The sequence below is a fragment of the Paraburkholderia sp. HD33-4 genome (assembly GCF_021390635.1).
GTDB lineage: Bacteria > Pseudomonadota > Gammaproteobacteria > Burkholderiales > Burkholderiaceae > Paraburkholderia.
This window is the reverse complement of the sequence record NZ_JAJEJS010000001.1, coordinates 4089313-4103301: the sequence shown is the minus strand read 5'-3', so window position 1 is coordinate 4103301 and position 13989 is coordinate 4089313. Positions and strand designations below refer to the sequence as shown.

Genomic DNA, 13989 nt, shown 5'->3' with positions numbered 1-13989 from the left:
TATCAAGATGGAAGTGAAAGCAATTCATCGCGGTGCCCGCATCTCGGCGCAGAAAACGCGCCTTGTGGCTGACCAGATCCGCGGTTTGCCGGTCGACAAGGCGCTGAACGTTCTGACGTTCTCGCCGAAGAAGGCTGCGGGAATCGTGAAAAAGGTCGTGCTGTCGGCGATCGCGAATGCGGAGCACAACGAAGGCGCCGATATCGACGAGCTCAAGATCACGAGCATCTACGTCGACAAGGCTGCATCGCTCAAGCGTTTTACCGCGCGCGCTAAAGGCCGCGGTAACCGCATCGAGAAGCAATCCTGTCACATCACTGTGACGGTCGGGAATTAAGGGGTCATACGATGGGACAGAAAATTCATCCGACTGGCTTCCGTTTGGCCGTCAGCCGCAATTGGGCTTCGCGTTGGTACGCGAACAACAACAATTTCGCGGCGATGTTGCAGGAAGACATCGGTGTTCGTGAATACCTGAAGAAGAAACTGAAGAACGCGTCTGTCGGCCGCGTTGTGATCGAGCGTCCTGCAAAGAACGCGCGTATCACGATTTTCAGCTCGCGTCCGGGTGTTGTGATCGGCAAGAAGGGTGAAGACATTGAACTGCTGAAGTCCGAGCTGCAAAAGCGTATGGGCGTTCCGGTTCACGTCAACATCGAAGAAATCCGCAAGCCGGAAACTGATGCGCAACTGATCGCTGATTCGATCACGCAACAGCTCGAGCGCCGGATCATGTTCCGCCGCGCGATGAAACGTGCGATGCAGAACGCGATGCGTCTGGGTGCTCAAGGCATCAAGATCATGAGCGCTGGCCGTCTGAACGGTATCGAAATCGCTCGTACGGAATGGTATCGCGAAGGTCGCGTGCCGCTTCATACGCTGCGTGCTGATATCGACTACGCAACGTCGGAAGCAAAGACGACGTACGGCATCATCGGCGTGAAGGTGTGGGTCTATAAGGGCGACACGCTCGGCCGCAACGACGCACCGGTGGTCGAAGAAGTCGCCGAAGAAAAGCGTCCGCGCCGCAACGCACGTCCGGGTGGCGATCGCCGTCCGCGTCGTGATGGTGAAGGTGGTGGCCCGGCAGGTGCACGCCGTGGCGCTCCTCGTCGTGCTGGCGGTGCCGGCGGCGACGGGAAGACTGGAGAATAACGATGCTGCAACCGAAACGCAGAAAGTATCGCAAAGAGCAGAAAGGTCGTAACACCGGCGTTGCTACCCGCGGCAACGCGGTGTCGTTCGGTGAGTTCGGCCTGAAGGCTGTCGGTCGTGGCCGTCTGACCGCGCGCCAGATCGAAGCGGCGCGTCGTGCAATGACGCGTCACATCAAGCGCGGTGGCCGCATCTGGATCCGGATCTTCCCGGACAAGCCGATCTCGACCAAGCCGGCGGAAGTGCGTATGGGTAACGGTAAGGGTAACCCGGAGTACTACGTCGCTGAGATTCAACCGGGCAAGATGCTGTACGAAATGGACGGCGTAACCGAAGAACTGGCGCGCGAAGCGTTCCGTCTGGCTGCAGCGAAGCTGCCGCTGAAGACGACGTTTATCGTGCGTCAGCTCGGCGCCTAAGGAGCAAATGATGAAGGCTTCCGAACTTCACCAGAAAGATCAGGCCGCGCTCAACAAGGAGCTGTCGGACCTGTTGAAGGCGCAATTCGGCCTGCGCATGCAACTCGCGACCCAGCAACTCACGAACACGAGTCAGCTGAAGAAGGTCCGTCGCGACATCGCACGTGTGCGGACCGTCCTGACTGAGAAGGCGAACCAGAAATGAACGATAGCGTAAAAACCTCGCTCAAGCGGACGCTGGTCGGCAAGGTCGTCAGCAACAAGATGGACAAGACGGTTACCGTGCTGGTCGAGCACCGCGTGAAGCACCCGATCTACGGCAAGTACGTGGTGCGGTCGAAGAAGTACCACGCACATGACGACGCGAACACGTACAACGAGGGCGACCTCGTTGAAATCCAGGAAACTCGTCCGATTTCAAAGACGAAGGCTTGGGTTGTTGCTCGCCTGGTCGAGGCTGCTCGCGTCATCTAATGCCGCAAAGCTGTAGAAGTAGTTGAAATCGCAGTAAGTTTCGCTTGCAAGGCCGGGATTATTTGATATAATCTCGGTCTTCCCTCTTTATGGGAGCCCCGTCGCGGGCGAAGTTGGTGGGGGGAGCGGTTCGGGCGCCAGCCTGTGCCGAAGGATTCACCGGATTGCGATGGCGGGTTTCGTTTGCCGTCGCTGCTGTTCTAACCCAAGCAGCCGATCGGCTGACGGGACCAAGACTGACCGGGAAGCACCATGGTGGTGTGACCGGATTAAGTTGGGAAAGATAAACCATGATCCAGACCGAAACTCGGCTTGAAGTGGCCGACAACACGGGTGCACGTGAAGTCATGTGCATCAAGGTGCTCGGCGGCTCGAAGCGTCGTTATGCCAGCATTGGCGACATCATCAAGGTGACTGTCAAAGAGGCAACGCCGCGCGGGCGCGTGAAGAAAGGCGAAATCTACAACGCCGTGGTGGTTCGCACCGCCAAGGGTGTTCGCCGTCAGGACGGCTCGCTGATCAAGTTCGACGGCAACGCAGCTGTGCTGCTCAATGCCAAGCTCGAACCGATCGGTACCCGTATTTTCGGGCCTGTCACGCGCGAGTTGCGTAGCGAACGATTCATGAAGATCGTTTCGCTGGCGCCAGAAGTGCTGTAAGGAGTCGCGATGAACAAGATTCGCAAGGGTGACGAAGTTATCGTCATCACCGGCAAAGATAAGGGCAAGCGTGGTGTCGTGCTGGCCGTCCACGGCGAGACGGTGACTGTCGAGGGTATTAACCTCGTCAAGAAACACGTCAAGCCGAACCCGATGAAGGGTACGACGGGCGGTGTGGAAGCCAAGACGATGCCGCTGCAAATTTCGAACGTCGCATTGGTCGACGCGAATGGCAAGCCATCGCGTGTAGGCATCAAGGTCGAAGGAGACAAGAAAGTCCGTTTCCTTAAGACGACCGGTGCCGTGCTGAGCGCCTGACGCTGCGGAGTAAAAAATGGCTCGTTTGCAAGAGTTTTACAAAGAAAAGGTTGTACCCGGCCTCATCGAGAAGTTCGGTTACAAGTCCGTGATGGAAGTGCCGCGCATCACCAAGATCACCCTGAACATGGGCCTTGGCGAAGCGGTTGCTGACAAGAAGATCATCGAAAACGCTGTTGGCGATCTGACGAAGATCGCAGGTCAGAAGCCGGTGATCACGAAGGCACGCAAGGCAATTGCTGGCTTCAAGATCCGTCAAGGCTATCCGATCGGTGCAATGGTCACCCTGCGTGGCCAGGCTATGTACGAATTCCTCGATCGTTTCGTGACGGTTGCGCTCCCGCGGGTGCGTGACTTCCGTGGCGTGTCGGGCAAGGCGTTCGACGGTCGCGGCAACTACAACATCGGTGTGAAAGAGCAGATCATTTTCCCCGAAATCGATTACGACAAGATCGACGCACTGCGTGGGCTGAACATCAGCATCACGACGACTGCGAAGACCGACGACGAAGCAAAGGCTCTGCTCGCCAGCTTCAAGTTCCCGTTCAGAAACTGAGGTTACCGTGGCTAAACTGGCACTGATCGAACGTGAAAAGAAGCGTGCTCGCCTCGCTGCTAAGTACGCTCCCAAGCGTGCTGAACTGAAGGCGATCATTGGTGATATGAGCAAGTCGGATGAAGAGCACTACGCCGCACGTCTGGAACTGCAACAACTGCCGCGTAACTCCAATCCGACCCGTAAGCGCAACCGTTGCGCAATTACCGGTCGTCCGCGCGGTACGTTCCGTAAATTCGGGCTGGCGCGTAACAAGATTCGTGAAATCGCGTTCCGCGGCGAGATCCCTGGCCTGACCAAGGCGAGCTGGTAATAGGAGAAACATAAATGAGCATGAGTGATCCTATCGCCGATATGCTGACTCGCATCCGCAATGCGCAGATGGTTGAGAAAGTTTCGGTGACTATGCCCTCGTCGAAAGTCAAGGTTGCGATTGCGCAGGTCCTGAAGGACGAAGGTTATATCGACGATTTCGCAGTGAAGTCTGAAGGTGCGAAGTCGGAATTGAACATCGTGTTGAAGTATTACGCTGGCCGTCCGGTCATCGAGCGCATCGAACGCGTCTCGAAGCCTGGTCTGCGTGTGTACCGCGGCCGTAACGACATTCCCGTGGTCATGAATGGCCTCGGCGTGGCAATCGTGTCGACGCCGAAGGGCGTGATGACCGACCGCAAGGCACGTGCAACGGGCGTTGGCGGCGAAGTCATCTGCTACGTCGCTTAAGGCCGAAAGGAGAGAAACATGTCTCGAGTAGGTAAAAGCCCGATCGCGCTGCAGGGCGCGGAAGTGGCCCTGAGCGGCGACAGCATCACGGTCAAGGGCCCGCTGGGTACGATTTCGCAGGCTGCTAACAGCCTCGTGAAAGTGGTGAACGACAACGGCACGCTGAAGTTCGAGCCGGTCGACGAAAGCCGCGAAGCGAATGCGATGTCGGGCACGATGCGCGCACTGGTTGCGAACATGGTGCACGGCGTGACGAAGGGTTTCGAGCGCAAGCTGACGCTGGTTGGCGTCGGTTACCGCGCACAGGCGCAAGGCGACAAGCTGAATCTGTCGCTGGGTTTCTCGCACCCGGTGGTGCACCAGATGCCGCAAGGCGTTAAGGCTGAAACCCCGTCGCAAACCGAAATTCTGATCAAGGGGATCAACAAGCAACAAGTCGGCCAAGTCGCGGCAGAAGTGCGCGGCTACCGTCCGCCGGAGCCCTACAAGGGCAAGGGCGTGCGTTACGCTGATGAGGTTGTGATCCTCAAAGAAACGAAGAAGAAGTAAGGGTGCGCAATCATGGATAAGACTCAATCTCGCCTGCGCCGCGCTCGTCAGACGCGTATCAAGATCGCTGAATTGCAGGTCGCGCGTCTCGCCGTGCATCGCACGAACACGCACATCTATGCGCAAGTGTTCTCGCCGTGCGGCACCAAGGTGCTGGCCAGCGCGTCGACGCTCGAAGCCGAAGTGCGTGCTCAACTGGCTGATCAATCGGGCAAGGGCGGCAACGTTGCTGCTGCGACCCTGATCGGCAAGCGCATTGCAGAAAAGGCTAAGGCTGCCGGCATCGAATCCGTCGCCTTCGACCGTTCGGGTTTCCGTTACCACGGCCGCGTGAAAGCGCTGGCTGATGCGGCGCGCGAAGCCGGACTCAAGTTCTAAGGGAAGAATTCGTCATGGCAAAGATGCAAGCTAAAGTTCAGGCTGACGAACGCGACGACGGCCTTCGTGAAAAGATGATCGCGGTCAACCGCGTGACCAAGGTCGTGAAGGGTGGCCGTATTCTCGGCTTCGCTGCACTGACCGTGGTTGGCGACGGTGATGGCCGCGTCGGTATGGGCAAGGGCAAGGCGAAGGAAGTGCCGGTTGCCGTCCAGAAGGCAATGGAGCAGGCTCGCCGCAACATGTTCAAGGTGCCGCTGAAGAACGGTACCCTGCAACACGAAGTGCACGGTAAGCACGGCGCATCGACGGTCCTCCTCGCTCCGGCGAAGGACGGTACCGGCGTGATCGCTGGCGGCCCGATGCGCGCAGTGTTCGACGTGATGGGCGTGCAGAACGTCGTGGCCAAGAGCCACGGTTCGACGAACCCGTACAACCTCGTTCGTGCGACGCTCGACGGTCTGCGCAAGCAGTCCACGCCGGCCGATATCGCTGCGAAGCGTGGCAAGTCCGTCGAAGACATTCTGGGCTAAAGGTGGACACCATGTCTGATAAAACTGTCAAGATCCAGCTCGTCAAGAGCCTGATCGGCACCCGTGAATCGCACCGTGCAACGGTGCGTGGCCTGGGCCTGCGCCGAGTCAACTCGGTTAGCGAGTTGCAGGACACGCCGGCTGTGCGCGGCATGATCAACAAGGTTTCGTACCTCGTTAAGGTCATCGGCTAAGCGGCTGACCAGGACTCAAGGAGTTGATAATGGAATTGAATAACCTGAAGCCGGCTGAAGGCGCGAAGCACGCCAAGCGTCGCGTTGGTCGCGGCATCGGCTCCGGCCTCGGCAAGACCGCTGGCCGTGGTCACAAGGGTCAGAAGTCGCGTTCGGGCGGCTTTCACAAGGTTGGCTTCGAAGGCGGTCAGATGCCGCTCCAACGTCGCCTGCCGAAGCGCGGCTTCACCTCGCTGACGAAGGAATTCGTCGGTGAAGTGCGTCTGTCGGATCTCGAGAAGCTGCCGGTCGACGAAATCGATCTGCTGGCTCTCAAGCAAGCCGGCCTGGTCGGCGAGCTGATCCGTAGCGCCAAGATCATTGCAACGGGCGAGCTCAAGCGCAAGGTCGTTGTGAAGGGTCTGGGTGCGACGAAGGGTGCACGCGCTGCTATCGAAGCAGCCGGTGGCTCTTTTGCCGAGTAACGCGCAAGTTATTTGCCGTCACTAGCATTTGCATCGGAGAAGGTACTTGGCTAACAGCCCGAGTCTCGCAAAACCCGGTCGCGGCGCGGCGAAGTTTGGCGATCTGCGTCGTCGAGCAGTGTTCCTGCTGCTGGCGCTGGTCGTCTACCGTATCGGCGCGCATATTCCGGTGCCGGGTATCGACCCGGACCAACTGGCAAAGTTGTTCCAAAGCCAGTCGGGCGGCATCCTTGGCATGTTCAACATGTTCTCGGGTGGCGCACTTTCGCGGTTCACGATTTTCGCGCTGGGCATCATGCCCTACATTTCGGCGTCGATCATCATGCAGTTGCTGGCGATCGTCTCGCCGCAGCTCGAGGCGCTGAAAAAGGAAGGGCAGGCAGGTCAGCGGAAGATTACGCAGTACACGCGGATCTTCACGGTCGTGCTGGCGACGTTTCAGGCGTTCGGCATCGCCGTCGCGCTTGAGAATCAGCCGGGCCTTGTGATCGATCCGGGGATGGTATTCCGCTTGACGACGGTCGTGACGCTGGTGACCGGCACGATGTTCCTGATGTGGCTGGGTGAGCAGATCACGGAGCGTGGGCTCGGTAACGGTATCTCGATCATCATTTTCGGTGGTATTGCGGCGGGTTTCCCGAACGCAATCGGTGGTCTCTTTGAACTGGTGCGAACCGGCTCGATGAGCATCATCTCGGCGATCATCGTCGTCGCGCTGATTGCTGCTGTGACGTATCTGGTGGTGTTCATCGAACGCGGCCAGCGCAAGATTCTTGTGAACTACGCAAAGCGGCAGGTGGGCAACAAGATTTACGGCGGCCAGTCTTCGCATTTGCCGCTGAAGCTGAACATGTCGGGCGTGATTCCGCCGATCTTCGCATCGTCGATCATTCTCTTCCCGGCAACCATCCTGAACTGGTTTAGTTCGGGTTCGCGTACCAGCTGGTTCGCAGACACGTTGCACAACGTAGCCGAAGCCCTGAAGCCCGGTCAACCCGTGTACGTGTTGCTGTACGCGTTGGCGATCGTCTTCTTCTGCTTTTTCTACACCGCACTGGTGTTCAACAGCAGGGAAACGGCCGACAACCTGAAAAAGAGCGGCGCTTTCGTCCCTGGCATCCGCCCGGGCGATCAGACGGCGCGATATATTGACCGCATCCTCACGCGTCTGACGCTGGCCGGTGCGATCTACATCGTGTTCGTTTGCCTGCTGCCCGAATTTCTGGTGCTGCGCTGGAACGTGCCGTTTTATTTTGGTGGAACGTCGCTGCTGATCATTGTCGTCGTCACAATGGATTTCATGGCGCAGGTGCAGTCGTACGTTATGTCGCAACAGTATGAATCGCTGCTGAAGAAAGCTAATTTCAAAGGCGGCGGCGTCCCGATGCGTTGAAAGGACTTATGGCCAAAGACGATGTTATCCAGATGCAGGGCGAAGTAATCGAGAACCTGCCTAACGCTACCTTCAGGGTGAAGCTGGAAAACGGCCATGTCGTTTTGGGACACATATCCGGCAAGATGCGGATGCACTACATCCGGATTTTGCCGGGCGACAAGGTGACGGTTGAATTGACGCCTTACGATCTGTCGCGTGCGCGGATCGTGTTCCGGGCGAAGTGATTTGAAAAAAGGGTAATATCATGAAAGTGATGGCATCGGTTAAGCGCATTTGCCGCAATTGCAAGATCATCAAGCGCAAAGGCGTTGTGCGCGTGATTTGCAGCTCTGATCCGCGCCACAAACAGCGTCAAGGCTGAACGCCGCGCTTTTGCTTGCGCTTTTTGTTTGAGGAAAAACAATGGCTCGTATCGCAGGGGTTAACATCCCGAATCACCAGCATACTGAAATCGGCCTGACGGCTATTTACGGTGTCGGTCGCACGCGCTCGCGCGACATTTGCGTCGCTGCTGGTGTGGCATTTTCGAAGAAGGTCAAAGACCTGACTGACGCAGACCTCGAAAAGCTGCGTGAAGAAGTCGGCAAGTTCATCGTTGAAGGCGATCTGCGCCGTGAAACGACGATGAACATCAAGCGCCTGATGGATCTCGGCTGCTATCGTGGCGTGCGGCATCGTAAGGGGCTTCCCCTGCGCGGCCAGCGTACGCGTACGAATGCCCGTACGCGCAAGGGTCCGCGTCGTGCAGCGCAATCGCTGAAGAAGTAAGCGGAACTGACAGTTACAGGAAAACGTAATGGCTAAGGCTTCGAACAACTCCGCGGCGCAACGCGTTCGCAAGAAGGTCAAGAAGAACGTCGCCGAGGGCGTGGTTCACGTTCACGCGTCGTTCAACAACACCATCATCACGATCACCGACCGTCAAGGCAACGCGCTTGCCTGGGCAACGTCGGGTGGCCAGGGCTTCAAGGGTTCGCGTAAGTCGACCCCGTTTGCAGCTCAGGTTGCAGCCGAATCGGCTGGCCGAGTGGCGATGGAATACGGCGTGAAGAACCTCGAAGTGCGGATCAAGGGCCCCGGTCCTGGCCGTGAATCGGCGGTGCGCGCGCTGCATGGTCTTGGCATCAAGATCACCGCGATCTCCGACGTGACGCCGGTCCCGCACAACGGCTGCCGTCCGCCGAAGCGTCGTCGTATCTAAGACGCTGGTTTTGCGAGCGCCTGTTGCCGCCTTGCGCGGCGGCGGGCTGCGCGCATTGTTGAATTGACTAAGCCCACCGTTCGACCCAAAGGGTTCGGACTAGCGCGAGTGGAAGCATTCGCGTGATAAATTACAGAAGGAATCAACGTGGCACGTTATATCGGCCCTAAGGCCAAGCTGTCCCGCCGTGAAGGCACCGACCTCTTCCTGAAGAGCGCGCGCCGTTCGCTCGCTGACAAGTGCAAACTTGACAGCAAGCCCGGCCAGCACGGCCGCACATCGGGAGCACGTACGTCCGACTATGGCACGCAGCTGCGTGAAAAGCAAAAAGTAAAGCGTATCTACGGCGTCCTCGAGCGCCAGTTCCGTCGCTACTTCGCTGAAGCAGACCGCCTGAAGGGCAACACGGGTGAAAACCTGCTGCAACTGCTCGAATCGCGTCTGGACAACGTCGTGTATCGCATGGGCTTCGGCTCGACGCGCGCTGAAGCGCGTCAGCTCGTGGGCCACAAGGCAATCACGGTGAACGGCGTCGTGACGAACATCCCGTCGATGCAAGTGAAGGCTGGCGACGTCGTCGCCGTGCGCGAACAGAAGCGCAAGCAGGCTCGTATCATCGAAGCCCTGTCGCTCGCTGAACAAGGCGGCATGCCGAGCTGGGTCGCGGTCGACGCGAAGAAGTTCGAAGGTACCTTCAAGCAGAAGCCGGAGCGCAGCGACATCGCTGGCGACATCAACGAAAGCCTGATCGTCGAATTGTATTCGCGGTAATCGGATTGACGGCCGGGGCGCCCTGATTGCGTTGCGCAAGGGGGCGTCTCGGCTGTTTATTTTCAGGTTGTTACCGGTCAGCCTTATCGGTGTAACGAGCCGAGGGTATTGAAAAGGAAAACCTATGCAAACCAGTTTGTTGAAGCCCAAGATCATCGCAGTTGAATCGCTTGGCGAGAGCCACGCGAAAGTGGTCATGGAACCGTTTGAACGCGGTTATGGCCACACCTTGGGTAACGCGCTTCGGCGCGTGCTGTTGTCGTCGATGGTAGGCTATGCGCCGACCGAAGTGACGATCGCAGGCGTCGTGCATGAGTATTCGACGCTCGACGGTGTGCAAGAGGATGTGGTCAACCTGTTGTTGAACCTGAAGGGTGTCGTCTTCAAGCTGCATAACCGCGACGAAGTGACGGTTGCGCTGCGTAAGGAAGGCGAAGGCGTGGTCACGGCCGGCGATATCGAACTCGCACACGATTGCGAAGTCATCAACCCGGATCATGTGATTGCGCATCTGTCAAAGGGCGGCAAGCTCGACGTGCAGATCAAGGTGGAAAAGGGCCGTGGCTATGTGCCGGGCAATGTGCGTCGCTACGGTGAAGAGTCAGCCAAGATCATTGGCCGGATCGTACTTGACGCGTCGTTCTCGCCGGTTCGTCGCGTCAGCTACGCGGTCGAAAGCGCTCGTGTCGAGCAGCGCACCGACCTCGACAAGCTCGTGATGAACATCGAGACCAACGGTGTGATCTCGCCGGAAGAAGCGATCCGTCAATCGGCACGGATTCTGGTCGATCAGCTGTCGGTGTTCGCGGCGCTGGAAGGCACTGAAGCAGCAGCGGAAGCACCTTCGCGCGCACCGCAGATCGATCCGATCCTGCTACGCCCGGTCGACGATCTCGAACTGACGGTTCGATCCGCGAACTGCCTGAAGGCCGAGAACATCTATTACATCGGCGACCTTATCCAGCGTACGGAAAACGAGCTGCTCAAGACACCGAATCTGGGTCGCAAGTCGCTGAACGAGATCAAGGAAGTTTTGGCGTCGCGCGGCCTGACGCTCGGCATGAAGCTCGAAAACTGGCCGCCGGCTGGTCTCGACAAGTAAGCCGACGAGTCGTTCGGGTGTAACCCCGCGAGTTGCACCCCTGTACCGTACTGGCAAAGACGCGGATTTTCCTTTAAAATCCGCGTCTTGTCTTTTTTCACTACCGGCCCGTGCACTCACTTTCTGCTGCCGATTGGGCAGAACGAGTGCGATAGAAGAGCTGGACCAAAACTTTGAACCGAAGGAATTAACATGCGTCACCGTCATGGTCTGCGGAAACTGAACCGCACGAGCAGCCACCGTCTGGCAATGCTCCGTAACATGTCCAACTCGCTGATCGAGCACGAAGTCATCAAGACCACGCTGCCGAAGGCCAAGGAACTCCGTAAAGTCGTCGAGCCGCTGATCACGCTCGGCAAGAAGCCGTCGCTGGCAAACCGTCGTCTGGCGTTCAACCGCCTGCGCGATCGTGACTCGGTCACCAAGCTGTTCGAAGTGCTTGGCCCGCGCTATGCAACCCGTCCGGGCGGCTACCTGCGCGTGCTGAAGTTCGGCTTCCGCGTTGGCGACAACGCACCGATGGCACTGGTCGAATTGCTCGACCGTCCGGAAGTTGAAGAAACGGAAGTGCAGGAAGCCGAGTAAGTTACTTAGCTTCGACAAAAAGCCAGGCCATCGCCTGGCTTTTTTGTTTTTTTGGCGGCAGATTTTTCATCGATGTCGAAGGCCGTGTCGCAGTGACCAAATGCCGCGGCCGCGCCGTATGGCGCTCTGCGGGGCCATAGGGCTAGGTGATACGATATTGGGATCGAAATCCTGCGCCGGCGGAGCTTGGTGTGAGTATGAATGTGACCTTGATGCTGACAACGGTGCCGGATGCGGCAGTCGCTCAAAAGCTCGCGGGCGACGCGCTCGCCGCGCGCCTTTGCGCGTGCGTGACGCAGCTAGGTAGCGTGCAGTCGAGCTATCACTGGCAGGGCACGATCGAAACCGCGCAGGAGTTCCAGTTGCTGTTCAAGACCAGCGCCGCTCGCGCGCTCGAACTGGAGCAATATATTCAGGCTCACCATCCTTACGACACGCCGGAAATCCTCTCATGGCAAGCGACGGCCTCCGCCGCCTACGGCCAGTGGATCACTGCTGAAACCGAACGCCCTCTTCATGTTTAACGGTCCCGACCGGCACGCGCGCGCTGCGCTGCGCACCGTATTCTTTCTGCTCGGCTTCGTGTTCCTCGCGCAAGTCGTCACCTTCGCGCGCGCCGCGGATGACTTCCTCGACCCGTCGGTCGCATTCCGGTTTAGCGCGACCGAACAGCCCGGCGAAGTGGTCGTCACGTACAAGATTGCGGACGGCTACTACATGTACCGGGAGCGCTTCGCATTCGCGACCCGCAACGGCACAGCGACGCTTGGTGAGCCTCAACTCCCGGCGGGTCACGTGAAGTTTGATCAGACGTTCAACAAGAATGTCGAGACATATCGCAACGAGCTGACGATTCGTGTTCCGGTCAAGCAGGCTGCCGGACCGTTCGATGTTGCGGTGACGTCGCAGGGCTGTGCCGACGCAGGCATCTGCTATCCCCCGATGGAACGCGTGTACCACGTGAGCGGAGCGGCGCTGCAGCCGGCGGGCAGCGGTGCAGCGCCCCCAACCGCGCAACAATCGGCCCTCACTGACGACGAACCCTGGTACGAACGCGCGACCAGTGCCGACTACGCGCAGTCGCTGCTGCAGCGTGGTGGCTTCTTTGCGATCGTTGGGCTTTATTTCGTTGCGGGCGCGATTCTGAGCCTGCTGCCGTGCTCGTATCCGATGATTCCAATTCTGTCGGCGATCATCATCGGAGAGGGGGCGCGCGTCACGCGCGGGCGTGGTTTCGCGCTGTCGCTCGCGTATGTGATCGGCATGGCGCTCGTGTACACGGTGCTGGGGGTTGCGGCGGCGCTCGTCGGACAGAGTCTCGGCGCATGGCTGCAAAATCCGTGGGTGCTCGGCGCGTTCGGTGTGCTTCTGACGATTTTCGCGCTGCTGCTAATCGCAGGCGTGGATCTCGAACTGCCGCCGCGTTGGCGCGACCGCATGTCGAGCGCTTCGGCAGGGCGCTCGGGCGGCAAATTTACCGCGGTCGCCGCGATGGGCGCGCTGTCGGCGCTGGTCGTCGGCGCTTGCATGACGGCGCCGCTTTTTGCGGTGCTCGCGTTCATTGCGCATACCGGCAATGCCGTGCTCGGCGGCGCGGCGTTGTTCTCAATGGGCATCGGGCTAGGGGTGCCGCTGCTGATCATTGGCCTCGGCGCGGGTACGCTGCTGCCGCGCGCGGGCAAGTGGATGGACAGCGTAAAAGTGTTTTTCGGCGTCGTTCTGCTCGCCGCGGCCCTGTGGATCGTTTGGCCCGTGCTCGGCGGCGCGGCGTCGATGCTGTTGAGCGCGCTCTGGCTGCTGATCGCCGCGGTTGCGCTGGGCCTGTTTGCCAAGTCGGTTGCGGGCGGCTCGATATGGCACCGGCTCGGCCGGGCGGTCGGCGTCGTGATGGCGGTCTGGGCGGCCGCGCTTCTGGTTGGCCTCGCGGCGGGATCGTCGGATCCGCTGCGACCGCTGGCGGTGCTCGCGGCTCGCGCCGGCAATCAGTCGAGCGTCGCGAAAAATGGCTCCAGCGCGGCAGCGTCGGCGTCGCAAAGCGATTTGACGTTCGCGCCGGTACGTTCATCGGATCAGCTCGACCAGGCCGTCAGAACGGTCGCACAACCTGCCATGCTGGATTTTTACGCGGACTGGTGCGTGAGCTGCAGGGAGATGGAGAAATTCACCTTCAGCGACCCGCGCGTTCAGGCGAAGCTGAAGCAGATGAATCTGCTGCGCGCCGACGTCACCGCGAACAATACCGACGACCAGGCGCTGCTCAAGCGCTTCAACCTGTTCGGGCCCCCGGGGATTATTTTCTTCGATCAGGGTGGCAAGGAAGTGCTGCGGGTGGTCGGCTACGAATCGGCGGATAAATTCCTGCGCACGCTGGATCGCGTCAGGGCATCGGGAGTGTAATCGAACGCCGCGACGCATTGCCTGGCCAAGGCGGTACAAGCGAGCAGCATGAAAAAACGGAGGCGAAACCCTAAGGTTCGCCTCCGTTTTTTCTCGACCGCCGCGCGCTAAACCG

At 59.1% G+C, this 13989-nt stretch carries 25 protein-coding genes; all 25 read left to right on the top strand.

Annotated features, from left to right (window positions below; translation table 11 throughout):
• The first annotated feature begins 7 nt into the window (after positions 1–7).
• The 25 genes from rplV to dsbD all read left to right on the top strand — a co-directional run bounded on the left by rplV (position 8) and on the right by dsbD (position 13874).
• A complete protein-coding gene (gene rplV, locus L0U84_RS18375) occupies positions 8–337 on the top strand; it encodes a 50S ribosomal protein L22 (protein WP_007730533.1) in 330 nt (109 codons plus the stop codon).
• An 11-nt stretch (positions 338–348) separates the two neighbouring features.
• A complete protein-coding gene (gene rpsC / locus L0U84_RS18370; RefSeq protein ID WP_012434570.1) occupies positions 349–1155 on the top strand; it encodes a 30S ribosomal protein S3 in 807 nt (268 codons plus the stop codon).
• Positions 1156–1157: 2 nt separating this feature from the next.
• Positions 1158–1574, top strand: coding sequence for a 50S ribosomal protein L16 (gene rplP, locus L0U84_RS18365; RefSeq protein WP_008923342.1), 417 nt, complete (start codon positions 1158–1160; stop codon positions 1572–1574).
• Positions 1575–1584: 10 nt separating this feature from the next.
• Entirely contained in the window at positions 1585–1779 is a 195-nt protein-coding gene (rpmC, locus tag L0U84_RS18360) for a 50S ribosomal protein L29 (protein ID WP_007180130.1), read from the top strand.
• Positions 1776–2048, top strand: a complete 273-nt coding sequence (gene rpsQ, locus L0U84_RS18355; protein ID WP_007180129.1) for a 30S ribosomal protein S17 — start codon at positions 1776–1778, stop codon at positions 2046–2048. Before rpmC ends, rpsQ begins: the two co-directional genes overlap by 4 nt.
• 290 nt (positions 2049–2338) lie before the next feature.
• Positions 2339–2707, top strand: coding sequence for a 50S ribosomal protein L14 (gene rplN / locus L0U84_RS18350; protein WP_006052212.1), 369 nt, complete (start codon positions 2339–2341; stop codon positions 2705–2707).
• A 9-nt stretch (positions 2708–2716) separates the two neighbouring features.
• Positions 2717–3025, top strand: a complete 309-nt coding sequence (rplX, locus tag L0U84_RS18345; RefSeq protein WP_008923340.1) for a 50S ribosomal protein L24 — start codon at positions 2717–2719, stop codon at positions 3023–3025.
• Positions 3026–3041: 16 nt separating this feature from the next.
• Positions 3042–3581, top strand: a complete 540-nt coding sequence (gene rplE / locus L0U84_RS18340; RefSeq protein WP_008923339.1) for a 50S ribosomal protein L5 — start codon at positions 3042–3044, stop codon at positions 3579–3581.
• 7 nt (positions 3582–3588) lie between these two features.
• Entirely contained in the window at positions 3589–3894 is a 306-nt protein-coding gene (gene rpsN, locus L0U84_RS18335) for a 30S ribosomal protein S14 (RefSeq protein WP_006052215.1), read from the top strand.
• 14 nt (positions 3895–3908) lie between these two features.
• Complete coding sequence (gene rpsH, locus L0U84_RS18330) at positions 3909–4304, top strand: 30S ribosomal protein S8 (protein WP_006052216.1); 396 nt, start codon at positions 3909–3911, stop codon at positions 4302–4304.
• A gap of 18 nt (positions 4305–4322) precedes the next feature.
• Positions 4323–4853 carry a 50S ribosomal protein L6 gene (rplF, locus tag L0U84_RS18325; RefSeq protein ID WP_233851585.1) on the top strand — a complete coding sequence of 177 codons (531 nt, stop codon included), beginning with the start codon at positions 4323–4325 and terminating at the stop codon, positions 4851–4853.
• A gap of 12 nt (positions 4854–4865) precedes the next feature.
• A complete protein-coding gene (gene rplR / locus L0U84_RS18320) occupies positions 4866–5231 on the top strand; it encodes a 50S ribosomal protein L18 (protein WP_008923336.1) in 366 nt (121 codons plus the stop codon).
• Positions 5232–5245: 14 nt separating this feature from the next.
• Positions 5246–5764, top strand: coding sequence for a 30S ribosomal protein S5 (gene rpsE, locus L0U84_RS18315; protein ID WP_233851584.1), 519 nt, complete (start codon positions 5246–5248; stop codon positions 5762–5764).
• Positions 5765–5775: 11 nt separating this feature from the next.
• Entirely contained in the window at positions 5776–5958 is a 183-nt protein-coding gene (gene rpmD, locus L0U84_RS18310; protein WP_233851583.1) for a 50S ribosomal protein L30, read from the top strand.
• Positions 5959–5987: 29 nt separating this feature from the next.
• The gene (gene rplO / locus L0U84_RS18305) at positions 5988–6422 is read left to right on the top strand and encodes a 50S ribosomal protein L15 (RefSeq protein ID WP_075303261.1); all 435 of its coding nucleotides are present in this window, start codon (positions 5988–5990) and stop codon (positions 6420–6422) included.
• 46 nt (positions 6423–6468) lie between these two features.
• Positions 6469–7815 (top strand): preprotein translocase subunit SecY, encoded by a 1347-nt coding sequence (gene secY, locus L0U84_RS18300; protein WP_075303260.1) that lies wholly within the window; start codon positions 6469–6471, stop codon positions 7813–7815.
• Positions 7816–7823: 8 nt separating this feature from the next.
• Positions 7824–8042: a translation initiation factor IF-1 gene (infA, locus tag L0U84_RS18295; RefSeq protein ID WP_004521905.1), complete on the top strand. Its 219-nt coding sequence runs from the start codon at positions 7824–7826 to the stop codon at positions 8040–8042.
• Positions 8043–8062: 20 nt separating this feature from the next.
• Positions 8063–8179 (top strand): 50S ribosomal protein L36, encoded by a 117-nt coding sequence (rpmJ, locus tag L0U84_RS18290; protein ID WP_004199844.1) that lies wholly within the window; start codon positions 8063–8065, stop codon positions 8177–8179.
• Between the two features lie 41 nt (positions 8180–8220).
• Positions 8221–8586, top strand: a complete 366-nt coding sequence (rpsM, locus tag L0U84_RS18285) for a 30S ribosomal protein S13 (RefSeq protein WP_013589830.1) — start codon at positions 8221–8223, stop codon at positions 8584–8586.
• 28 nt (positions 8587–8614) lie between these two features.
• Positions 8615–9019 (top strand): 30S ribosomal protein S11, encoded by a 405-nt coding sequence (gene rpsK, locus L0U84_RS18280; protein ID WP_006052224.1) that lies wholly within the window; start codon positions 8615–8617, stop codon positions 9017–9019.
• A gap of 147 nt (positions 9020–9166) precedes the next feature.
• Positions 9167–9790: a 30S ribosomal protein S4 gene (gene rpsD, locus L0U84_RS18275; protein WP_013090752.1), complete on the top strand. Its 624-nt coding sequence runs from the start codon at positions 9167–9169 to the stop codon at positions 9788–9790.
• Between the two features lie 124 nt (positions 9791–9914).
• A complete protein-coding gene (locus tag L0U84_RS18270; RefSeq protein WP_233851582.1) occupies positions 9915–10892 on the top strand; it encodes a DNA-directed RNA polymerase subunit alpha in 978 nt (325 codons plus the stop codon).
• Positions 10893–11084: 192 nt separating this feature from the next.
• Complete coding sequence (rplQ, locus tag L0U84_RS18265) at positions 11085–11477, top strand: 50S ribosomal protein L17 (protein ID WP_008923330.1); 393 nt, start codon at positions 11085–11087, stop codon at positions 11475–11477.
• Between the two features lie 197 nt (positions 11478–11674).
• A complete protein-coding gene (cutA, locus tag L0U84_RS18260; protein ID WP_233852062.1) occupies positions 11675–12001 on the top strand; it encodes a divalent-cation tolerance protein CutA in 327 nt (108 codons plus the stop codon).
• Positions 11994–13874: a protein-disulfide reductase DsbD gene (gene dsbD / locus L0U84_RS18255; RefSeq protein WP_233851580.1), complete on the top strand. Its 1881-nt coding sequence runs from the start codon at positions 11994–11996 to the stop codon at positions 13872–13874. Before cutA ends, dsbD begins: the two co-directional genes overlap by 8 nt.
• Positions 13875–13989: the final 115 nt, after the last annotated feature.